This window comes from Pengzhenrongella sicca (genome assembly GCF_017569225.1).
In the GTDB taxonomy this organism is placed as follows: Bacteria; Actinomycetota; Actinomycetes; order Actinomycetales; family Cellulomonadaceae; genus Pengzhenrongella; species Pengzhenrongella sicca.
Genome location: NZ_CP071868.1, coordinates 4,211,206 through 4,232,867, shown reverse-complemented (window position 1 = coordinate 4,232,867; position 21,662 = coordinate 4,211,206). Strand labels below are relative to the sequence as shown.

The window sequence follows — 21,662 nt, the reverse complement described above, 5'->3', positions numbered from 1 at the left end:
CGAACAACCCAGGTCGAAGACCGGGCCGATTGGCACCGGTGGGATCGACAGCCCGCCACGTCACGCACGCGCCGAGGCTGGTGGTTTGATGTGGGGATGGCAGCTGTAGCGATCGTCCAGCCTCGTGGTGCAGTGCTCGTCGGCATCGCCGCGATTGTGCCCATCGCGGTGTGCGCCGGGCTCGGAGCGTTCCGGGAAGACGTGACTGCGGCGACGGCCGCGCTCGTGCTGGTGCTCGTGGTGGTCGCCGCGGCGGCCGCTGGCGACCGACTGGCCGGGTTCGTCGCCGCCCTGTCCTGCGGTGCGTGGTTCGACTTCTTCCTCACGGAGCCGTACGGGAGCTTCAAGATCACCGACCGCGACGACCTCGAGACCGCGGTGCTGCTCCTGCTCGTGGGTGCGGCGGTGACCGAGATCGCGCTCTGGGGCCGCCGCCAACAGGCTCGGTCAAGCCGGCGGGCCGGCTACCTTGACGGCGTGTTCGGCACGGCGGACATCGTCGCGGTCCAGCAGAAGTCGCCGAGGGTGCTGACCGATCATGTCGCTCATCAGATCGTCGAGATCCTCGCGATCGACGCGTGCCGCTTCGAACCACTGGGTGCCGTGGATCGGCCGAGCGCGAGCCTGGAGCACGATGGTTCGGTGCTTCAGAGGGGTCGATCCGTCGACGTCGACCGCGACGGCCTACCGACCGACGACCGGATCGCGCTCGAGGTCCAGCGAGGTGGGGTCACGCAGGGCCGGTTCCTGCTCACGTCGTCGACCAGGATCGTCCGACCGTCCCTGGAGCAGCGGCGCGTGGTCGTGCTGCTGGCCGACCAGGTCGGCGCTGCACTCACAGGCGTGAGCGGCTGAGCAGCGCTCGACAGCCGCTTTACCCGGCTCCGACTCAGTGGAACGGGCGTGGGCGTTCGGTGCTAGCTCGGCATCGGTTCGACGGGATCACGGCCACGCTCCACCGCCGACCGAGCGGGCGCGTCGAGGTGTCAGAGATGCGTAAAGAGCGTCGGCCGCACCGTTAAGGCTTCGTAAATGTCGGCGGGCGGCGTTCCTGCGGCCGGTAAGACTGCGTTGTGCGCAGTTGTGCACCGGCCCGCCGCCGAGCGCGGCGAGCCGCCCCGACGTCGAAGGCGAACTGACATGGCCGACCTGGCCTTCATCGCGCTGACCGTGGCGTTCTTTGCTGCGGTCGCACTCGTTGCCCGGAAGCTGGACCGGTCGTGACCGGCGAGGACTGGGTGGGTCTCGTGGTCACGGGCGCACTCTTGGTGTATCTGTTCTTCGCCCTGATCCGAGCGGACCGCACCCGATGAGCGCCTCCTGGATCGCCATCGGCCAGATCCTGATGCTGGTCGCGGCGCTGGCAGCAGTCCATGTGCCCCTCGGCAACTACATGGCCCGGGTGTTCACCTCGCCGAACCACCTTCGGATCGAGCGGGTCGGTTACCGCGCGCTGCGGGTCGACCCGGACGCAGACCAGCGGTGGAGCACCTATCTGCTGTCAGTGCTCGGCTTCTCCCTGTCGTCGGTGCTCCTGCTGTTCGGCCTCGCGCGCCTGCAGAACCACCTGCCGCTGTCGCTCGGCTTTTCGGCGATGGACCCGGCAGGGGCGTGGAACACCGCGGTGTCCTTCACGACGAACACCAACTGGCAGTGGTACTCCGGTGAGGCGGCAGCAGGGCACCTGCTCCAGATGGGCGGGCTCGCGGTCCAGAACTTTGTCTCCGCAGCCGTCGGCATCGCCGTCGTCGTCGCCCTGATTCGGGGCTTCGCCCGGTCCCGGGCCGACGGCCGTGTCGGCAACTTCTGGACCGACCTCACCCGGGCCGTCGTGCGGATCCTGCTGCCGATGGCCTTCGTGTCCGCGATCGTGCTCATCGCGTTGGGCGTGATCCAGAACCTGTCTGCCCACACCGAGATCACCACCCTCGCCGGCGGGACCCAGTCGGTGCTCGGCGGCCCGGTCGCCTCGCAGGAAGCCATCAAGCAGCTCGGCACCAACGGTGGCGGCTTCTTCAACGCGAACTCCGCCCACCCGTTCGAGAACCCGACGCCGCTGAGCAACGTGTTCGCGATCTTCCTCATGCTGGTGATCCCGTTCTCGCTGCCCCGGACGTTCGGCGTCATGGTCGGCGACCGGCGCCAGGGCTGGGCGATCTTCGCCGCCATGGGGTCGCTGTGGGCGGGCGCGATGGCGCTGCTGACGTGGGCCGAGCTGTCCGGTCCGGGGCTGGTGCCGCAGGCTGTCGGCGCGGCGATGGAGGGGAAGGAGACCCGCTTCGGCGAGGCTGCCAGCGCATTGTTCGCCGCGTCCACCACCTCGACGTCGACCGGTGCGGTGAACTCGATGCACGACTCGCTGACCGCCGCCGGCGGTGGCCTCGCGATCTTCAACATGCAACTCGGCGAGATCACTCCGGGCGGCACCGGATCCGGCCTGTACGGGATGCTCATCCTCGCGATCGTGGCGGTGTTCGTCGGCGGGCTCATGGTCGGGCGCACCCCGGAGTACCTCGGGAAGAAGATCGGCCGCCACGAGATCACCCTCGTCGCCCTGTACGTGCTGACGACTCCGGCCATCGTTCTGATAGGTACGGCGATCGCGATCGCCGTACCCGACGGCCGGGCGGGCATCCTCAATGCCGGCAACCACGGGTTGTCTGAGGTGCTGTACGCGTTCACGTCGGCGGGCAACAACAACGGCAGCGCGTTCGCCGGGCTCACCGTCGCCACGCCCTTCTACAACACGCTGCTCGGCCTCGCGATGCTCGCGGGCCGGTTCGTGCCGATCGCCCTCGTGCTCGCCCTCGCGGGGAAGCTCGCCACCCAGAAGTCCACTCCGCCCAGCGGCGGGACCCTGCCGACCCACCAGCCGCTGTTCGTCGGCCTGCTCGTCGCCGTGGTCCTCGTCGTCGTCGGCCTGACCTACATCCCTGTCCTATCCCTTGGTCCGATCGCGGAGGCCCTCTCATGAACACGACCCAGCTGGACGCGACGGGCCCCGCGGTCGACCCCGGCGCCCCACTCGCGCCGACCCAGGCACGCGGCGTTGGGCGCCAGGCACTGGGTCCCCGCCAGCTCGCCGCGGCGTTGCCGGCCGCGGTGCGCAAGCTCGACCCGCGGCAGCTGTTCGGCTCACCCGTCATGTTCGTCGTGGAGGTCGGCGCGGTCGGCTGCACCGTGCTCTCGGTCCTGGACCCGAGCGTGTTCGCCGTCTCCATCACGGTGTGGCTGTGGGCGACCGTTCTGTTCGCGACCCTCGCGGAGTCCGTCGCGGAGAGCAGGGGCAAGGCCCAGGCCGCAAGCCTGCGCGCCTCGCAGCAGCAGACCACCGCGCGGAGAGTGCTCGCCCCGACGTCCGAGCTGGAGAACACGACCGGTCTCGCGGACCTGCCGACGGCGGAGGTGTCCTCCTCCTCACTCCTGGTCGGCGACGTCGTCGTCGTCGTGGCGGGCGAGACCATCCCCGGGGACGGGGACGTGATCGAGGGCATCGCGAGCGTCGACGAGTCGGCGATCACGGGCGAGTCCGCCCCGGTCATCCGCGAGTCCGGCGGCGACCGGTCCGCGGTCACCGGCGGGACCACGGTTCTCTCGGACCGGATCGTCGTACGCATCACGGCCCCCGCAGGGCACACCTTCGTCGACCGGATGATCGCCCTCGTCGAGGGCAGCGAACGGCAGAAGACGCCGAACGAGATCGCCTTGAACGTGCTGCTCGCCTCCTTGACGATCATCTTCCTGCTCGCCGTCGCGACGCTGCAGCCGTTCGCCATCTACTCGGGTGCACGGCAGTCGCTGATCGTGCTCGTCGCGCTGCTCGTGTGCCTGATCCCGACGACGATCGGCGCGCTGCTCTCGGCCATCGGCATCGCCGGGATGGACCGTCTCGTGCAGCGCAACGTGCTCGCGATGTCCGGCCGCGCGGTGGAGGCCGCCGGCGACGTCGACGTGCTGCTGCTCGACAAGACCGGCACCATCACCCTCGGCAACAGGCAGGCCGCCGAGCTGCTCGCGATCGACGGCGTCGACCCCGCCGCGCTCGCCGACGCCGCACAGCTGTCCTCGATGGCCGACGAGACTCCCGAGGGCCGGAGCATCCTCGTCCTCGTCAAGGAGCAGTACGGGCTGCGCGCCCGGGAGACGGGAGAACTCGTCGGCGCGACCCTCGTCCCCTTCACCGCCCGGACCCGGATGAGCGGGCTCGACCTGCCGGCCCCGACCGGAGCCGCCGAGACGGGAGTGCGGCAGATCCGCAAGGGCGCCGCTGCGGCCGTCGCGGCCTGGGTGCACTCCACCGGTGGGAAGACCGGGCCCAACACGGCTCTGATCGTCGACGCGATCAGCACCTCCGGCGGCACCCCGCTGGTCGTCGCCGAGCAGTACGGCTCCGCCCCCGCCCGCGTGCTCGGGGTGATCCACCTCAAGGACGTGGTCAAAGCGGGGTTGACGGAACGGTTCGCCGAGCTGCGCGCGATGGGGATCCGCACCGTGATGGTCACGGGCGACAACGCGATCACCGCACGGGCGATCGCTGCGGAGGCCGGGGTCGACGACGTGCTCGCGGAGGCGACGCCGGAGGACAAGCTCGCGCTGATCCGGCGCGAGCAGGCCGGCGGCCGGCTCGTCGCGATGGCTGGGGACGGGACGAACGACGCGCCCGCCCTCGCCCAGGCCGACGTCGGGGTCGCCATGAACACCGGGACCACAGCGGCGAAGGAGGCCGGCAACATGGTCGACCTCGACTCCAACCCGACCAAGCTCATCGAGATCGTCCAGATCGGCAAGCAACTGCTGATCACTCGCGGGGCGCTCACGACATTCTCCATCGCCAACGACATCGCGAAGTACTTCGCGATCCTGCCGGCGATGTTCGTGCTCGTCTTCCCTCAACTCGCGGTCCTCAACATCATGCAGCTCGCGAGCCCCGAGTCGGCGATCTTGTCCGCCGTCATCTTCAATGCACTGATCATCATCGCGCTCATCCCGCTCTCGCTGCGTGGCGTTCACTACAAGCCCGCCAACGCGTCGGTGATGCTCCGCCGCAACCTGCTCATCTACGGCGTCGGCGGCCTCATCGCGCCGTTCGCCGGTATCAAGGCAATCGACCTGCTCGTCTCCCTCCTCCCCGGGATCAGCTGACATGACCGCTGCAACAGCCACTTCGTCCACCACCGAACACGCCCACGCCGCGCCCTCCCTCGGGGCGATCGTGGTCCTGTTCACCCGTCAGACCTGGGCCGGGCTCCGGGTCCTGCTCGGCTTCACCCTGGTGCTCGGGATCGCCTACCCGCTCGCGGTGACCGCCGTCGGGCAGCTGGTGTTCCCGTGGCAGGCGAACGGATCGCTCCTGACGTCGACCAATGAGCACGCCACCGCACCCACCGATGCCGACGTGATCGGCTCGGCCCTGATCGGGCAGACCTTCGACGGGGCCGAGTGGTTCCACTCGCGCCCGTCGAATGCCGGGGATGGATACGACACCCTCGCCTCGGCGGGGTCGAACCTCGGCCCCAACAATCCCGACCTGCTCGCCACGGTTGTTGAACGCCGGGCGGCCGTCGCCGCGGAGGAGGGCATCGACCCGTCGCTGGTGCCCGCCGACGCGTTGACCGCCTCGGCGTCGGGCCTCGACCCGGACGTCTCCCCGGCCTACGCGCGGCTGCAAGTTGCGCGGATCGCCGCAGAGCGCGGCCTTTCCGCCGCCGACGTCACCGCCCTCGTCGAAGCGACCACCCAGTCCCGCACGCTCGGGGTCCTCGGCGAGCCACGGGTCAACGTGCTCCGCCTCAACCTCGCGCTGGAGGCAATGGCACAGTGAACCTCACCTCGGCGCCTGACGCGGCTGGTGGACCGGCGAGCGACGCCCCTGCGCGTCCGCTGGTCCACGAGAGCTCAGGTGAGCGTGCCCGACCGGGGCGGCTGACCGTCTACTTCGGGGCTGCCCCGGGCGTAGGCAAGACGTACGCGATGCTGGATGAGGCGCACCGCCGGCTCTCGCGCGGGACGGACGTCGTCGTCGGCTACGTGGAGACGCATGGACGGGTCGGGATCGTCGCTCAGCTCGAGGGACTTGAGACCGTTCCCCGACGGGTCATCACCTACTCCGATCGTGAGTTCACCGAGCTCGACGTCGACGCCGTCCTGCGGCGTGCGCCGCGGGTGGTGATGGTTGACGAGCTCGCGCACACGAACATCCCGGGCTCGCGGAACGCGAAGCGGTGGCAGGACGTGCACGAGCTGCTCGACGCCGGGATCGACGTCGTCACGACGGTCAACGTGCAGCACCTCGAGTCGTTGAACGACGACGTCGAGGCGATCACGGGCGTCCGCCAGCGCGAAACGGTCCCGGACCATGTGGTTCGGGACGCCGACCAGATCCAGCTCATCGACCTGCCGCCCACGGCGCTGCGCCGGCGGCTCGCGCACGGGAACGTGTACCGCGCCGAGCAGATCGACGCGTCGCTGTCGTCCTACTTCCGGCTCGGCAACCTCACCGCGCTGCGCGAGCTCGCGCTGCTGTGGCTGGCCGACCGGGTCGATGACGCGCTGACGACCTACCGCCGCGACCATCGGATCGAGGTGCCGTGGCCCGCGCGCGAGCGCGTCGTGGTGGCGGTCACCGGCGGACCGGAGAGTGAGACGCTCATCCGCCGCGGGGCGCGCATCTGCCAGCGCGCGGCCGGGTCCGAGCTGCTGGCGGTGCACGTGCTCGCGACTGATGGTCTGCCGAGCGCGCGACCAGACGCGATCCGCAGGCAGCGCCTGCTGGTCGAGTCGCTCGGTGGCGTGTTCCACACCGTGATCGGTGAGGACGTGGCGTCGGCGGTCGTCGACTTCGCGCGAGGGGTGAACGCCACGATGATCGTCGTGGGCGTGTCCCGACGCAGCCGCTGGCGCGAGGCGCTGTCGGAGAGCAACGGGGTCCAGGTCGCGAGGCTGGCCGAGAGCATCGACGTGCACCTGGTCAACCACGAGAGCGCCCGCGCCGGCAAGGGCCTCCCGGCGCGGTCGACGGCGCAGTCGGGCCGAAGAAACGTCCTGGGCTGGGTGCTTGCCGTCGTCGGCCCTGCGGCGCTCACTGGGATCCTGTACCTGCCGCGAAACGACACCGGTCTCTCGACCGATGTCCTGCTGTTCCTCGCGCTGACGGTCGCGGTCGCCCTCGTCGCTGGCCTGTGGCCCTCGATCGTCAGCGCGATGATCGGCTTTGGCTTGCTGAACTACTTCTTCACGCCGCCGACAGGGCGACTGACGATCGCCGAACCCGAGAACCTCCTCGCTCTGGTGGTTTTCGTCCTGGTGGCCGTCGCCGTCGCGTCGGTCGTCGACCTCGCCGCCCGGCGGACCGCCCAGGCGTTCCGCGCCCGGGCCGAGGCGTCGGCCATGGCTGCGGTCTCCCGCTCGGTCCTGTCCGGTGAGGACACGACCCAGGCGGTCGTCTCGCGCCTGCGCGAGACCTTCAACCTCACGGCTGTCTCGCTCCTCGAGCGGAACTCCGACCGACTGCACTGGCGTGCGCTCGCCACCGATGGAACCGACCCCGCGCTCGACCCCGAAGCGGCGCAGACGGTCGTGGAGATAGACCAGCACCGCGTGCTCGCCCTGTGCGGACACGTGCTGCCGGCGAGCGACCGGCGGGTGCTCGAGGCGTTCGCTGCACAGGCCGGCGTGGTGCTGGAGCACCGGCGGCTGCGCGAGCAGGCCGAGCACGCCGAGACGCTTCAGCAGGCCGACGCCGTACGCAGTGCACTGCTCGCCGCCGTCTCGCACGACTTGCGCACGCCGCTCGCGACGATCCGCGCAGCGGTCGACGGCCTTGTCTCCCCCGACGTGCGCCTCGACGACGAGGACACCGAGATCCTGGTCGGCACGGTCAGCACCGCGACCGCCCGGCTCGAGCGCCTCATCGACAACCTCCTCGACCTCTCGCGGCTGCAGACCGGCAGCGTCCGGCCCGTCCTGCGCGCCACTAGCCTCGACGAGATCGTGCCACTCGCGACCGAGGGCTTTGAGCCTGGCCAGTTCGACATGGACGTGCCCGAGACGCTGCCGCTCGTGAGCACCGACCCCGGCCTGCTCGAGCGCGTCCTGGCCAACATCGTCTCGAACGCCGTCCGACACGCACCGGGCGGAATGCCGGTACGAGTGTCGGCGTCGGCGACGTCGCGCCAGGTCGAGCTCCGGGTCATCGACACTGGCCCCGGACTGTCCGACGAGCTGAAGGAGCACATGTTCGAGCCGTTCCAACGACTCGGCGACTCCTCGCCCGACGGCCTCGGCCTCGGCCTCGCCGTCGCCAACGGCCTCGCGTCAGCGGTCGGCGCCGAGCTCACCGCCGAAGACACCCCCGGCGGCGGGCTGACCATGGTCCTGTCCATCCCGACCGCTGACCTGGCCCCATCATGACCGGCACCCGGGTCCTGGTCGTCGACGACGAGCCTGGACTCGTGCACGCCCTGTCCATCAACCTGCGCGCCCACGGATGGGACGTCGCTACCGCCCAGGACGGGGCGCAGGCCCTCGGTCTCGCTGCCACGTTCAACCCTGAGGTAGTGCTCCTCGACCTCGGCCTGCCCGACATCTCCGGACTTGACGTGATCGCTGGAATCCGCGGCTGGAGCCGCATGCCCATCGTCGTCCTTTCCGCCCGGCAGGACGGGGAGGACAAGGTGAATGCCCTCGACGCCGGGGCCGACGACTACGTGACGAAGCCGTTCGCGATGAACGAGCTGCTCGCACGGCTGCGCGCAGCCGTGCGCCGGGCGGTCCCAGGCGATGCGACCGAGGCGGTCGTCGAGGCTGGGGGGCTCAGGATCGACCTCGCTCGGCGCCGGGTGCTGCGCCTCGGCGACGAAGTGCGCCTGAGCCCAACCGAATGGGCATTGATCGAGGTGCTCGTGCGCAACCGGGGTCGGCTCATCAGCCGTCATCAGCTTCTGCAGGAGGTCTGGGGCCCCGCGTACACGACCGAGACGGAGTACCTGCGCGTCTACACCGCCCAGCTGCGACGCAAACTCGAACGCGACCCCGCCCATCCGCGCCACATCATCACCCAGCCCGGGATGGGCTACATCTTCGAAACCACATGACCGGGCGCGGGCGATCTACGGCATGAACTTCACTCGGGCCTAGACACCGAGATTCGCGCCCATCACGACCGTTCGCTCTGGTGGCAGGTGAAACACCTCGGTCCGGTTGGCGGCATTGTGCGCCATCCAGACGAAGAGCCGCGCGCGCCAGGACCTCATGCGAGGGGTGCCTGTCGCATGGAGAGTCAGCACCGACAGGAAGTAGTGGGCGTCGTCGACATCGAGCTCGAGCTCCGGGGACGTGTCAATCGCCAGCGTGAGGCCCTTGGGGATGTCCTGGCTGTCGTTGAACCCCACGCGCACGGTGACGTGGACGATGCCGTCGTCGCCGTGGCCCAGGTCGTCGACGCTGACGCGGTCGACGTGATGGATGTGCGGCACGTTCTCGTTGATGATCTGCAGGATCACCACGTGCTCGTGGAGCACGTGGTTGAAGTTCACGTGCGAGCGCAGGGCCAGCGGAGTCGTGGTGCGGTTGGGGTGGGGGAATACTGCCAGGCCCGGGACTCGCGGCACGTTCTCCACCCGGATCATCTCGACGAAGTCGTCGAGAGGCCCCTCGAGCTCACGTCGGCGGTGGGAGAGGATCTCGGCGCCGGTGCGCCAGGTCACCATCAGGGTGACGACGACGGCGGCGATGAGCAGGGGTAGCCAGCCGCCGCTGGCGACCTTCGTGAGGTTCGCCGCGAAGAACGTGATCTCGAGGGTCCCGATGACGACTGCGTACGCCGCGAGCCTCCATACTGCCCAATGCCACACCAGGCGTGCGAGCACCAGGTACAGCAGGCTCGTCAGAATCAGCGTCCCCGTCACCGCGAGACCGTAGGCGGTGGCGAGACCGCTCGAGTTCTTGAAGACGGCGATCAGGACGACGACGCCGACGAACAAGACCCAGTTCACGACCGGGAGGTAGATCTGGCCGCCTTCCTCCCTCGAGGTCTGCTTGACCGAGAGCCGCGGGAACAGGCCGAGTCGGACGGCTTGGCGGGTGACCGAGAACGCCCCCGAGATCACGGCCTGCGAGGCGATCACCGTCGCCAACGTTGCCAGGATCACCAGTGGCAGGATCGCCCAGGCCGGGGCGAGGTTGAAGAACGGGTTGTCGATCGCGGCGGGATCGCGCAGGATCATCGCGCCCTGGCCGAAGTAGTTCAGCGCGAGCGCCGGGAACACCAGCACGTACCAGGCCCGCCGGATCGGCGCGGCCCCGAAGTGGCCCATGTCGGCGTAGAGCGCCTCGGCCCCGGTGATCGTCAGCACCACCGCTCCCATTGCGATGAACGCCGTGAAGGGATGTTCGACGACGAATGCCACCGCATACGTCGGTGACAGCGCGGCCAAGATCTCTGGGGTCCGCACGATGTGCGGGACGCCCAAGACCGCGAGCACGACGAACCACAGCGCCATGACCGGCCCGAACGCGCGGCCGATCGCCTCGGTGCCCCACCGCTGCACGACGAACAAGACTGCCAGGACCGCGACCGAGGCCGGTAGGACGACCTGGTCGAGGTCGGGGTTCACCACAGCGAGGCCCTCGATCGCGGACATGACGGAGATCGCCGGGGTGATGACACTGTCGCCGTAGAACAGCGCCGCGCCAAACATGCCGAGCAGCATGACGACGGCAAGCCGCCGCCGATCGGCGAGCTTCGCGCGCAACAGCGCTACCAGCGCCAGGATGCCGCCCTCGCCGTCGTTGTCCGCCCGCATGATCAGGACGACGTACTTGATCGACACCACGATCGTGATCGACCAGATCACCATGGAGATCACCCCGAGAACGTCCACCCGAGTCGGCGCAACGCTGTTGTGATCGATGCTGAACACCGTCTTGAGCGCGTACAACGGGCTCGTCCCGATGTCCCCAAACACGACCCCCACCGCACCGAGTGCCAGAGTGAATCCGGAGCCGCGCCGGCCCATCGGAGTCTGGCTCATTTCGTCCGGATTGGCCCAGGTCTCATTGGCGCGCACATGGCATAGTGCCACGCGTCGCGCGGAGCGTGCCGGGGGGTGAGCGTGATGCCACGGTGGGGCGCCACCCGAACGCTCGTGCGCAGGCCGGCGCACGAGCGAGTCCCGAGGCGTTGGCCGACCGCGGATCGGCCCAGCGCTGCAACCTCGAGATCGACCACGCTCCAAACCGTCCGCCTCCTCGGGACCAAGACGCACCATGTCACCCGTTCGACGAGCCGCTCTCGCTCACTTCTCGGTCGTGGTGACCGATGGTCAGGGCATGACCCTTCCCCTCGACCCGGCGGACCTCTTCGCATCGGTGGTTGTGAACGCCAACGACGTGGTGCTCGTGACGGAGGCTGAGCCGTTCGAGGCCGGTACCGGTGGACCCCGGGTGCTCTATGTGAACCCGGCCTTCACCCGGATGACTGGGTATACGGCCGAGGAGGTCATCGGCCTTACTCCCCGGGTGCTGCAGAGTCCGAGGACCGACCGTCGAGAGCTCGACCGCCTGCGCGAAGCGCTGCGCTCCTGGCGTCCGGTCGAGGTCGAGCTGCTCAATGTGCACAAGAACGGCACCGAGTTCTGGTCGCAGATCTCCATCACGCCGGTCGCGGACGAGCGCGGTTGGTACACGCACTGGGTGTCCATCCAGCGTGACATCACGGTCCGTAAGCACCGGGAGTTGGCCTTGCAGGCACTTCTGGAGAACTCCTCGGACCTGGTGCTCGCGCTGGACCGTGCCGGCGCCGTGCTCTCGGTCAGCGCGTCTGTCGAGCGGGTGCTCGGTCTGGGGGCCGCGCAGCTGCTTGGTGCGGGGGTGCGCGAGCGGGTGCACCCGGACGACACCGCCGTGCTTGACCGCCTTCTCGCCCCGGTCGAGGGTCTCCGGCTCGGCCGAGACGCCAGGGCCGAGCTGCGGCTGCGCGCCGGTGACGAGGGCTGGCGCTGGCTCGACGTCACGAGCATCGACTCAGACGTCGACGTCCTCGGCGCCGTGGTGCTCACCTGCGCCGACATCACCGCCCAAAAGGCGGGCGAGCTAGCCTTGCAGCGCGCCGACAACCGGTTCCGCAGCGCGTTCTCCGACGCACCCATCGGCATGGCCGTGACCGACCCCTCCGGTCAACATGTGCAGGTCAACGCCGCCTACTGCGAGCTCCTCGGGAGGGACGCCGACGAGCTGCTCACGATGAAGATGACGGAGGTGATGCACCCCGACGACATCGAGCCGAGCAACCGGCAGCGCACCGCCCTGCTCCATGGTGCGATCACCCGGCACCGCTACGAGACCCGATTCCTGCACGCTGACGGCACCGTGGTCGGGGTCCTGCACTCGTCATCCGTCGTGCCTGGCGACGACGGCCGGCCGATGCACCTCATCGACCACATCGAGAACATCACCGACCGCTTGGCGTTTGAGGCTCAGCTCAGCCACCAGGCGCTTCATGACCCGCTGACCGGCTTGCCGAACCGCGCACTGCTCAGCGACCGGATCGAGAGGGCGCTGCGCCTGGGCGAGCGGGCCGCGAGGCCGATCGCCGTGCTGTTCCTCGACCTCGACCGCTTCAAGGTGGTCAACGACTCCCTCGGCCACGCGGCGGGAGACGCGGTCCTTGTGGCGGTGGCACGCCGACTCGAGTCCGTTCTGCGGGCGGGCGACACCGCGGCGCGATTCGGCGGCGACGAGTTCGTCATCCTGTGCACCAACACGACGCCCGAGCAGGCAGGTGCCGTCGCCGACCGGATCGCATCCGTGCTCGCTTCACCGATCACCGTCGGCTCCACCGACCTCGTGATCTCCGCCTCCGTCGGCGTAGCGATCGCCGGCGGCGGCGGCGGTCATAGCGCCAGCGAGCTCCTGCGCGACGCGGACGCGGCGATGTACTCGGCGAAGGACCTCGGACGGGCCCGCTTCGAGGTGTTCGACCGCGCCCTGGGCGCGCGTGCCGCGGCGCGCCTCCAGCTCGAACAGGACCTGCGCGAGGGCATCGGCGCCGGACAGCTACGCCTGCACTATCAGCCGGAGGTACGCCTCGCGGACCGAGTGGTGGTCGGCGTGGAGGCGCTCGTGCGCTGGGAACACCCGACCCTCGGGCTGCTCGCCCCGGATCGGTTCCTGCCGCTGGCTGAAGAGACCCAGCTGATCCGCCCCCTGGGCGACTGGGTCACCGCCGAAGCAATCAGGCAGGCCGCCGCCTGGACGGGACCGCAGCCACCCACCATGTGGGTCAACCTTTCCCCGTACCAGCTCGGGGACAAGGACCTCACGGCTCGGATCGCCGACCAGCTTGCTGACGCCGGGCTAGCACCCGGACGGATCGGCTTCGAGCTCGTCGAGTCCGCCCTGCTCGACGAAACCGACGGCTCGCACGACACCATCCACGCGTTACACGAGCTCGGCGTCGGCCTCGCCCTGGACGACTTTGGGACCGGCTACTCGTCGCTGACCTACCTGACTCGCTTCCCGATCGACATCCTCAAGATCGACCGATCGTTCGTGTCGGAGCTCGACCACGACGAGAACAACCGCGAAAGCTACGCGATCGTCAACGCCGTCGTCGGCCTCGCCCGAGCCCTCCAACTGAGCGTCGTCGGCGAAGGAATCGAGACCGAGACCCAGGCTCAAGCTCTGCACGCCCTGGGCTGCCAGACCGGCCAAGGCTTCCTCCTCGGCCGACCGGCGCCCGCCGCACCTTCGCGAGAGCGCACAGTTGTCAGCGCCGTGAATGCGCCGACCGGCCGACTGCCGAACGACGGGTTCGCGATTGCCACGGCCGGTGGGGTTTGAGCGAGAGGGACCGGACATGGCAGACGGCGAAGGTGGCCGACATGAGGTAGTCAGCCACAGCCCGAGGCCCAGCGCCGGTGAGGCTCCCGTCCGTTCGACCACGAACCACGAACCACGCTCTACTCGCAGGTGGGCTCGACGGCGGCGTTAACCCCGCCGTTCGAGCGGGTTCGATTCGGAGTGAGAAGGCTGGCAGCGGTGCCCAGTGACGGACCTGAGCTGGTAGATCAGCTCGGCAGCGTGGCGGCAGAAGCGCCCTGGCCTGCGTCGACGTTCGCTGCGCTCGTCGTCGCCGTGCTCGTCGGGGTACAACGGTGACCTGATCTGGCTTGTTGTCTTTGCCGATCACCTCGACCCAGCAATTCGTGTCATCGGATGTGCTTAAAGCAGAGGCCGGAACGGACAGGACATCCTGTGCCGAGGAGGCGAGCGTGATGGAAACCGAGACCTGCCCGGCGGTGACGGTCGCGGGGGAGACCCGAGCCAGGGGCGCGACGCGGGAGCCCCGGGCGAGGCCTCGGAGCGGTGACTGCGGAGCCCGCCGTCCTCAGCCGGGCGCGGGCTCGGCGCCGGCGGCGCGGATGACCTCGGCCAGGCGCTGTTCCAGGAAGGCGCGCTCCGCGGCGTTCGCCGTGAGCTCCATCGCGCGCCGGTACGACTGAGCCGCGCCGGCGGCGTCGCCGAGGCGGCGCAGCAAGTCGGCGCGGGTGGCGGAAAGGTAGGGGTAGTCGGCGAGCCGGGGATCGGTCGCCAGCTCGTCGAGGAGCGGCAGGGCGGCGGCCGGACCGTCGGCGAACGCCACGGCGGCGGCCCGGTTGAGCGCGACCACCGGGGTGTTCCACACCGCCAGCAGCCGGTCGTAGAGGTTCACGACACGCGGCCAGTCGGTCTGCTCCAGGGACGGCGCCATCGCGTGCACGCCGGCGATCGCCGCCTGCAGGGTGAACCGCCCCGGTGGGCCGGACGCCAGCGCCCCGGCCGTCACCGTGAGCCCCTTCAGAATCGCGCGCTGGTCCCAGCGCGTCCGGTCCTGGTCAGCGAGCAGGAGCAGCCGGCCCTGCTCGTCGGTCCGGGTGGCCCGGCGCGCGTCGGTGAGGAGCAGCAGGCCTAGCAGGCCGCGGGTCTCGGCCTGCTCGGGGAGCAGCGCGGCGAGGGTGCGCGCGAGGTGCAGTGCCCGGTCGCAGAGCTCCTCACGGACGAGCGCGTCCCCCTCGCCGGCCGTGTGGCCGGTGCTGAAGAGCAGGTGGACGGCGGTGAGCACGCTGTCCAGGCGCTCGGGCAGCTCCGCTCGGCCCGGAACCCGATAGGGGATCCGCGCTTCGGAGATCTTCTTCTTGGCCCGGGTGATCCGTGCCGCCATCGTCGGCTCGGACACCAGGAAGGCCCGGGCGACGTCGGACGTGGGAACGCCGCAGACCAGGCGCAGGGTGAGGGCGACGCGGGCCTCGGGGGCGAGGGTGGGGTGGCAGCAGGTGAACACCAGCCGGAGCCGGTCGTCTGGCACCGCGGCGTCGGGCCAGTCCAGGTCGGCCGGGTCGTGCGGATCGACTGTCGCTGGCTCCACGAGCAGCGGGAGCTTGCGCCGGAGGGTGACCTCGCGACGCAACCGGTCCAGCGCCTTGTTCCGCGCCGCCGTGGTCAGCCACGCGCCGGGCCGCTCCGGGACGCCGTCCCGGGGCCAGGCCTGCAGCGCGCTGACGTACGCCTCCTGCGCGCACTCCTCCGCGACGTCCAGGTCGCCCGCGACGCGCACCGTGGCGGACAGCACGAAGGCCCACTCGGAGCGGTGGGCCTGCGCCAGCGCGGCAGCGACCGCGTCCGCCTGCATGGCGGACGCGGTCGGCTCGTTGCTGGGAGCGATCAGAACGGGTTCGTCGTCGGGTCCACGACTGGGCGAACCTCGACGCCGCCGCCGGGGGCCGGGCACAGCTTGGCGATCTCGACGGCGTGGTCGAGGTCGCGCGCCTCGACGACGTAGTAGCCGCCGAAGGCCTCCTTGGTCTCGACGAACGGGCCGTCCGTCACCGTGCCGGCACCCTTGATCGTGGTGGCCGTCGTCGTGGGCGCGAGCGCCTCCCCGCCCGCGAGGGACCCCCCGAGCTCGAAGACCTGCTTGGTGAACGTGTTGTGCGCGTCGACCACCGCGCCCCACGTCTCGGGCGACGCGTTCGCGTAGAACGCCGGGTCTTCGTAGATGAGGATTGCGTACTTGGCCATGGAGCTGCCTCCTGCACTGGGTCGCGGGGCCAGCCTGTCCGGCTCCGTCATCAACTACGACGAACATCCTGTCGCCGGATCGACAGCTAGGCCTGGATTCTCTTCAAGACTTTTCCGCCGCCGCCGCCGCCGTGCGTGCCGGAGCCCGCTTTGCCTCCGGGCGCGAGCTGGTTCGCGCAGAAGAAGGCAGACAAGGATCGCCGGTACCGGATCGCCGACCCTGCGCTGCGGTTCTGGTTTGCCTTCGTCGAACCGGCACTCGCCGAAGTCGACCGCGGCCGGCCTGATCTCGCGCTCGAGCGAGTCGAGGCGGGATTCGCGTCGTGGCGCGGTCGCGCCGTCGAAGGCGTGGTTCGCGACGCCCTCGAGCGATTGCTCCCGGACCCCGCCTGGTCCGACGTGCGTCGCGTCGCGGGCTGGTGGCCCCGGACCAACGTTCCCGAGATCGACCTCGTGGGCGCTGACCGGTACCCCGCGACGCACATCTCCTTCGTGGGGACCATCACAATGGCGCCCTGACCGACCCATCACCCGCGGCGAAGGAGTGCAGCTGGCAGTCGATGCGCAAGCCATCCCGGGCGTCACGATCGCGGTTGCACTCGTCGCGGTGTGCCCGGCAGGCGCTTCAGCCGGTGCAGGGTTCGCGTCCGTATGGACGGCGGACGACCTGTTGACCGCGTGGCCTTAACCGACGTCAGGTTGTTCGGCGGCCAGGGTGGCTGCTCGCGGACCGAGGCGCACGTCCCACTGGTGCGTGCGATCTGACTGATAGTCACTCTGCTATCCGTCTGATTCGTGCGCGGTGTCACCGAGCCCACGGGTGGACGCCGGCTCGGGCCAGTTGGTGCCATGGCCGCGCACGCGCATCCTTCGGTCATAGCCCTCGCCGCCCGCTGTGGTTGTCCTGAGGGCCAAGCAGTCACCGGCTGATCAGGCGGACTCGCGCACCACCAGCGTGAGGCCGATGCGACGGCGTTCACGCGAGCCGGCGGGCGCCCGGCCGGAGAGGATGTTGTCGACGAGCTGGACGGCGTGCTGTGCGAGCGCCGTCTTGTCGATCGAGAGGCTCGTGAGCTCCGGCGTGACGAGGGTCCCGATGTCCAGGCCGTCCGTGCCTACGACCGCGATGTCGTCGGGCACGGCTCTTCCGGCTCGTGCGAACCCCTTGAGCGCGCCGATCGCCATCACGTCGTTGTACACCAGCACGGCGTCCGCGTCCGGGTAGCGACCGAGCAGCTCGTGAGCCGCGCGGACCCCGCCCTCGTGGGTCTCGTCGTCGCGGACCTCGGATCGACCGGTCCAGGCCAGCCCGTGCTCGCGCAGGTAGTCGCGGTACGACTCCCGTCGCGACGACGCGATGTGGCTCGAATCGATCATGGCGATGCGTCGTCGCCCGCGGCCCGTCAGGTGATCGAGGGCCGCACGGACGCCCGCCTCGTAGTCGATCTCGACGACGGCATCGACCTGATCGGCCGGCGAACCATCCAGCATGACGATGGGAATGCCGAGGGCTTTGCCGCGGAGCGCATCACCGGGGAGTAGCCCGACGGTATCCGTGCGGCACCCGGTGAGCACGAGCGCGTCCACCCGGTGCACCATCGACTCGAGCCGGGCACGAGCCTTCTCCTCGTCGTCCCCGATGTCGCACAGGATGACGCTCCAACCCTGCTCCGAGGCCAGCCGGCTCAGCGCCGAGGCGAGCTCGGGATAGTACGGATTGCGCAGGTCTTCCATGACCAGGCCGACGGTCACGTCGCGACCGCGCACCAAGCCCTGCGCGGCCCGGTTGGGGCGGTAGTTCAGCTGGCGGGCAACATGCACCACCCGTTCGCGCGTTGCGGCGCTGACGTCGGGAAGACCGTTGAGGGCCCTGGTGACGGTCTGCCGAGAGACGCCCGCGACCCGGGCCACGTCAAGGATCGTAATCGCTGGAACGCTGCTTGCCATGAAATGACAGTACTGGTAGCGTCGCCGTGAACGTTCACGGCTGGATTGCGGCGCAGGTAGCGTGCCCGTGAACGTTCACGGCGAGCGCAAAGGCGTAAACGGACGTGTGCGGGCCTTCTCACGCCCTCGCTGATCTCTTGCGGGACGGGTAGCAGCCGGCGACGTCAACTACTCGAGAAGGAACTTCCTGCCAGATGACCTCCATGACGGCTTCACTCCAGCGACCACCCCGGGAGGCTGCTCGCGCCCGCGTGGGTGTGGCGATGTTGTTCTTCACCAACGGTGCGATCTTCGCCAACCTCCTGCCGAGGTACCCCGAGATCAAGGCCGGCCTGCATCTCACGAACGCCGCGTTCGGCCTCGCCGTCGCCGCGTTCCCCCTCGGCGCGCTTCTCGCCGGCTTGACGGCCGGGATGCTGGTGCGCAGGTTCCGCTCGGCCAGGGTGGCGATCGTTGCGGCGGTGCTCTCGGCGGTCGGGATCCTGATCGCCGGGGTGGCTCCCGCCTGGATCGCGCTGGCAGGGGGGCTCTTCCTCGCCGGCGCGATGGACTCGATCACCGACGTCGCCCAGAACTCGCACGGGCTCCGCGTTCAAAGGCTCTACCAACGGTCGATCCTGAACTCCTTCCACGCCGTGTGGAGCGTCGGGGCCGTTCTTGGCGGGCTCCTCGGCGCGGCGGCCGCGCAGCTCGCCGTGCCTGTGGCGCTGCAGCTCACCGGCTCTGGCGTGCTCTTCAGCCTTATGGCCGTGGCCGCCAACAGGTTCCTGCTGCCCGGTGCAGAGCCCGCCGACTTCGAGCCCGCCGTGGCTCCTGACGTCGGGTCACCTCGCTCGAGGCATAGGCCGGACCTGATCGCCAGGTACGGGGTTCTCGCCGCGCTCGTCCTGATCGCCGCGTCGGGTGCCGTCGTGGAGGACGCGGGGAGCTCCTGGTCGGCCATCTACCTGTCAGGTTCCCTCGGGGCCTCGGCTTTCGTCGCCGGCGTCGGCTTCATCGCCCTCCAGGGGATGCAGTTCGTCGGGCGGATCTGCGGCGACCGGCTCGTCGACCGCTTCGGCCAGCGCCCGGTGGCACGCACGGGTGGGCTGGTCGTCCTTGCCGGGATGGGCGTCGCCCTGACCGTCCCCTCGGTCGCCGGGACCGTGGTCGGCTTCGGTCTTGCCGGCCTCGGCGTCGCGACCCTCATCCCGGCGGCGATGCACGCCGCCGACGAGCTGCCAGGATTCCGGCGCGGCACGGGGCTCACCATCGTCAGCTGGCTGCTGCGGGTCGGCTTCCTCGTCTCGCCCCCCGTCGTCGGCGCGATCGCCGACGCGTCCTCCCTCCGCCTTGGCCTGCTCGTCGTGCCCGTCGCCGGCCTGCTCGTCGTGGTGTCCTCACCCGTGCTCTCCGGCAGAGTGACAGGGTCCGCCGACGACGAGCCCGAGGACCAATCGGCAGCGGGTCACGTATTTTCGGAATGCGCTGAATGCCAGACTGCCGTTTGAAGGGTGACCACCCGCGCGGCAGCGATTGTGCGCGTTGGTGACCTGGCAGGTCAGCGGGCTTCGCGGAGGTCGGATGTCGCGCGTGGGTCGGGCACGTCCTCGGCACGATCCGTCCTTCGCCCCGTCGATTCAGGCAGGGGGAGTTCGCCGGCGTTTGGGCGCCGGCGCCGAAGAGCCGCGTTGAGTCGCTCAGCCGCTGTGGCGCGCAGGGTCGATCGGGCGACGGTGGTGTGTCCTTCGGCGCGCAGGACGTCGACGAGGTCGAGTCGTGCGGTCTCATCTTCCGGTGCGGCGAGGGTGGCGATGTCGACGGCGCGGCGGGCCATGGGCTAGTCGCCGATCGTGAGTGCGTGGGTGATGGCGGTGCGGGCGACGTCGACGATCGCACGAGCTACGTGACCGCGACGTTCCTCATGATCGGCGCTGGGCACCTGCCCGACCTGCCGGATACTGACGCGTACACGGGCCTGCTGCTCGCGGCGGCCGGGATCCTCGTCGTGCAGTGCGCGTTCTCCCCGCTCTGGCCGCGCCATCACCGCCAGGGCCCTGCTCGAGTGGCTGTGGCGCGGCGGCATGTGGTGGTCGTCGGAGCGCGGCTGACGCCGGATCGCTCGGGCACCTCGGGCGTGCGGGCAAGACCTCGCAGTCGTCACCGATGGTCACAGGGGCGAGGACACACTGGGCGGTGGGCGTTGGGCCCCGATCGTCGCGCTCCGTGCGTGCGGTGCGACAGAGGGGCCGGGCGGGCGGTCGTCACGCGGCACATGCCCCCGCGACCTCCGGTGTCGTGGGGCGTGCAACCGTTTACGGTGCCGGACGCGTCTGAGGGGTATGAGCGAACGGAGAGCAAGCAATGAGATCTGACGAAGAGTTCCGGGAGTGGGCCGCGCAGCGCCGCCAGTCGCTGGTCCGCACGGCGACGCTGCTGACGGCCGGCGACCCGCACACGGCGGAGGACGTGGTCCAGACCGCTATGACCAAGATGTACCTCGCCTGGCCGCGCCTGCGCGATGTACGGGACCGCGACGCGTACGCCCGCCGCGTCCTGGTCAACGCCTTCACCGACGAGATGCGCACGAGCCGGCGCAAGCGCGAGGACCTCCGGTCACAGCTGCCGGACCGGGCCGTCGGGAGCGGCGCAATCGACGACGACTCCCGGCTGCTGTTCGCGGCGCTCGAGGAGCTGCCGGACCGGATGCGGGCGACGGTGGTGCTGCGCTACTTCCACGACCTGAGCGTCGCCGACACAGCCCGGGCGCTGCGGTGCAGACCGGGGACGGTCAAGAGCCAGACGGCACGAGCGCTCGAGAAGCTCAAGCACCGGCTCGGACCGGCCCTGCGCGACGACCGAGGTCTGCGCCCGGACCACCCCGACCACCCGCGGGGCGACACCGCCCCTATCCCCACGATCCACGCCACCCTCACCGCTGGGAGAATGTCATGAGCGACCTGACCACCCTGATGTCCCGCGCGACTGCCACCGTCGACGCGACGCCCGCCGCGGTGCTCGACGACGACGTGAGCCGCGGGCAGCGCGCCCGCCGTCGCCGCACCCGCCTGGTCGGCACCGGCGTTGCCGGCGCCTTCGCGGCCACGGTCGCGGTCGGTGCGCCGCTGCTCACCTCGACCACCCCGGCCGCCGCGGCCGAGCTCGTCGCCTACACGGCCGAGCAGCCCGCGGGGTTCACGATCGCGGAGGTCCCCGAGGGCTGGCACGTGCTGTCCTCCGACCGGAGCAGCCTGATGCTCGCCGACGGCGACGACGACGGCTCGGACCCGAACAGCTTCGAGGGTCGGATCGTCGCAAGCCTCGTCGGTTCGCAGTCGCTGCCGGGCGGCGACCTCGAGGCGCAGACCTTCGCGGTCGGCGGTCAGGAGGTGCTCGTGTACGACATGCTCGGGGCGGACGGGGGTCCGAGCGGGACCCTCGGGGTGTTCGCGCCCGAGGGCGACGGGGACTACCTCTCGGTCCAGCTCCCACCCGAGCTGCACTGGACGGGCGAGGTCGCTGCACGGTTCGTCGAGGGGCTCGACGTCACCGACGACGCGGGCCACACGGTCGGCTGACCACCGAGCGGTGGTGCGGCGCACGGACACGAGCCCGCGCCGCACCACCGGCTCACTCCGGGCTGCGCGCGCCGCGAGGGTCGCGAGCGAACCGGCACTCTC

At 70.0% G+C, this 21,662-nt stretch carries 18 protein-coding genes; 13 read left to right on the top strand and 5 right to left on the bottom strand.

Going from position 1 to position 21,662, the window contains the following annotated elements; all coding sequences use genetic code 11:
* The first annotated feature begins 96 nt into the window (after positions 1–96).
* From J4E96_RS19390 to J4E96_RS19360, 7 genes are all read left to right on the top strand, one after another.
* Positions 97–855: a DUF4118 domain-containing protein gene (locus J4E96_RS19390; RefSeq protein WP_227423661.1), complete on the top strand. Its 759-nt coding sequence runs from the start codon at positions 97–99 to the stop codon at positions 853–855.
* A gap of 365 nt (positions 856–1,220) precedes the next feature.
* Positions 1,221–1,313 (top strand): K(+)-transporting ATPase subunit F, encoded by a 93-nt coding sequence (gene kdpF, locus J4E96_RS20475; RefSeq protein WP_227423660.1) that lies wholly within the window; start codon positions 1,221–1,223, stop codon positions 1,311–1,313.
* Positions 1,310–2,974 carry a potassium-transporting ATPase subunit KdpA gene (kdpA, locus tag J4E96_RS19380; protein ID WP_227423659.1) on the top strand — a complete coding sequence of 555 codons (1,665 nt, stop codon included), beginning with the start codon at positions 1,310–1,312 and terminating at the stop codon, positions 2,972–2,974. The genes kdpF and kdpA overlap by 4 nt, the downstream gene beginning before the upstream one ends.
* Entirely contained in the window at positions 2,971–5,142 is a 2,172-nt protein-coding gene (gene kdpB / locus J4E96_RS19375) for a potassium-transporting ATPase subunit KdpB (RefSeq protein WP_227423658.1), read from the top strand. Before kdpA ends, kdpB begins: the two co-directional genes overlap by 4 nt.
* A 1-nt stretch (position 5,143) precedes the next feature.
* Positions 5,144–5,821 (top strand): K(+)-transporting ATPase subunit C, encoded by a 678-nt coding sequence (gene kdpC, locus J4E96_RS19370; RefSeq protein WP_227423657.1) that lies wholly within the window; start codon positions 5,144–5,146, stop codon positions 5,819–5,821.
* Entirely contained in the window at positions 5,818–8,409 is a 2,592-nt protein-coding gene (locus J4E96_RS19365) for a DUF4118 domain-containing protein (RefSeq protein WP_406620109.1), read from the top strand. Before kdpC ends, J4E96_RS19365 begins: the two co-directional genes overlap by 4 nt.
* Complete coding sequence (locus J4E96_RS19360) at positions 8,406–9,092, top strand: response regulator (RefSeq protein ID WP_227423656.1); 687 nt, start codon at positions 8,406–8,408, stop codon at positions 9,090–9,092. The genes J4E96_RS19365 and J4E96_RS19360 overlap by 4 nt, the downstream gene beginning before the upstream one ends.
* Before the next feature lie 39 nt (positions 9,093–9,131).
* On the opposite strand, the gene J4E96_RS19355 is transcribed toward J4E96_RS19360, so the two are convergent.
* Positions 9,132–11,066 (bottom strand): potassium transporter Kup, encoded by a 1,935-nt coding sequence (locus tag J4E96_RS19355; RefSeq protein WP_227423655.1) that lies wholly within the window; start codon positions 11,064–11,066, stop codon positions 9,132–9,134.
* Positions 11,067–11,328: 262 nt separating this feature from the next.
* On the opposite strand from J4E96_RS19355, the gene J4E96_RS19350 reads away from it, so the two are divergent.
* Complete coding sequence (locus tag J4E96_RS19350; protein ID WP_227423654.1) at positions 11,329–13,839, top strand: sensor domain-containing protein; 2,511 nt, start codon at positions 11,329–11,331, stop codon at positions 13,837–13,839.
* Positions 13,840–14,386: 547 nt separating this feature from the next.
* On the opposite strand, the gene J4E96_RS19345 is transcribed toward J4E96_RS19350, so the two are convergent.
* Positions 14,387–15,667 (bottom strand): RNA polymerase sigma factor, encoded by a 1,281-nt coding sequence (locus J4E96_RS19345; protein WP_227423653.1) that lies wholly within the window; start codon positions 15,665–15,667, stop codon positions 14,387–14,389.
* 32 nt (positions 15,668–15,699) lie between these two features.
* A complete protein-coding gene (locus tag J4E96_RS19340) occupies positions 15,700–16,056 on the bottom strand; it encodes a YciI family protein (protein ID WP_227423652.1) in 357 nt (118 codons plus the stop codon).
* Positions 16,057–16,206: 150 nt separating this feature from the next.
* Here J4E96_RS19340 and J4E96_RS19335 point away from each other — a divergent pair, with 150 nt between their 5' ends.
* On the top strand, positions 16,207–16,575 hold the full coding sequence (locus tag J4E96_RS19335) for a DUF234 domain-containing protein (RefSeq protein WP_227423651.1): 369 nt from the start codon (positions 16,207–16,209) through the stop codon (positions 16,573–16,575).
* Positions 16,576–16,986: 411 nt separating this feature from the next.
* On the opposite strand, the gene J4E96_RS19330 is transcribed toward J4E96_RS19335, so the two are convergent.
* Positions 16,987–18,003: a LacI family DNA-binding transcriptional regulator gene (locus J4E96_RS19330; protein WP_227423650.1), complete on the bottom strand. Its 1,017-nt coding sequence runs from the start codon at positions 18,001–18,003 to the stop codon at positions 16,987–16,989.
* A gap of 263 nt (positions 18,004–18,266) precedes the next feature.
* On the opposite strand from J4E96_RS19330, the gene J4E96_RS19325 reads away from it, so the two are divergent.
* Positions 18,267–19,493 (top strand): MFS transporter, encoded by a 1,227-nt coding sequence (locus tag J4E96_RS19325; RefSeq protein WP_406620106.1) that lies wholly within the window; start codon positions 18,267–18,269, stop codon positions 19,491–19,493.
* Positions 19,494–19,543: 50 nt separating this feature from the next.
* Here the strand turns inward: J4E96_RS19325 and J4E96_RS19320 are convergent, their stop codons facing one another.
* Positions 19,544–19,819: a hypothetical protein gene (locus J4E96_RS19320; RefSeq protein WP_227425855.1), complete on the bottom strand. Its 276-nt coding sequence runs from the start codon at positions 19,817–19,819 to the stop codon at positions 19,544–19,546.
* On the opposite strand from J4E96_RS19320, the gene J4E96_RS20470 reads away from it, so the two are divergent.
* From J4E96_RS20470 to J4E96_RS19305, 3 genes are read left to right on the top strand one after another with little or no spacing between them, the layout of a single operon-like run.
* Positions 19,724–20,350 (top strand): DUF418 domain-containing protein, encoded by a 627-nt coding sequence (locus tag J4E96_RS20470; protein WP_406620104.1) that lies wholly within the window; start codon positions 19,724–19,726, stop codon positions 20,348–20,350. The two genes, J4E96_RS19320 and J4E96_RS20470, sit on opposite strands and share 96 nt — an antisense overlap.
* On the top strand, positions 20,347–20,937 hold the full coding sequence (locus tag J4E96_RS19310; RefSeq protein WP_227423648.1) for a SigE family RNA polymerase sigma factor: 591 nt from the start codon (positions 20,347–20,349) through the stop codon (positions 20,935–20,937). The genes J4E96_RS20470 and J4E96_RS19310 overlap by 4 nt, the downstream gene beginning before the upstream one ends.
* A complete protein-coding gene (locus J4E96_RS19305; RefSeq protein ID WP_227423647.1) occupies positions 20,934–21,560 on the top strand; it encodes a hypothetical protein in 627 nt (208 codons plus the stop codon). The genes J4E96_RS19310 and J4E96_RS19305 overlap by 4 nt, the downstream gene beginning before the upstream one ends.
* Positions 21,561–21,662: the final 102 nt, after the last annotated feature.